The organism is Oleiphilus sp. HI0123, from assembly GCF_001635315.1.
Map to the genome: position 1 here is coordinate 1 of NZ_LWGE01000137.1, position 286 is coordinate 286.

The 286-nt window shown below is 71.7% G+C and carries 1 pseudogene; it reads right to left on the reverse strand.

From position 1 onward, the window contains the following. A pseudogene (locus A3761_RS25355) lies at positions 1-286 on the reverse strand (DDE-type integrase/transposase/recombinase); the annotation flags it as partial.

The following is a 286-nucleotide window of genomic DNA, read 5'->3' on the forward strand; positions in this document are numbered from 1 at the left end:
GTCCCGCGTCCAGGCATCGAGATGCGCCTCCAGGGCTGCGAAGCTCGCGAAGCGGCGGCCGGCCACGGCATTGTTCTTGACGTAGCCGACGCCGCGCTCGTCCTTGCCCTTCGTGCGCGCCCGGTACGGGGCGCAGGCCCGCACCCGGAAGCCCCAGTGGCGGGAGAAGGCGTGCAGGCGCGGGTGCAGGACGACCTCGCGGCTCACAGGGTCGTGGTGCAAGACCAGGGCGCGAGCGTTGTCGAGCAACACCTCGTGTGGCACGCCGCCGAAAGCCCGGAAAGCG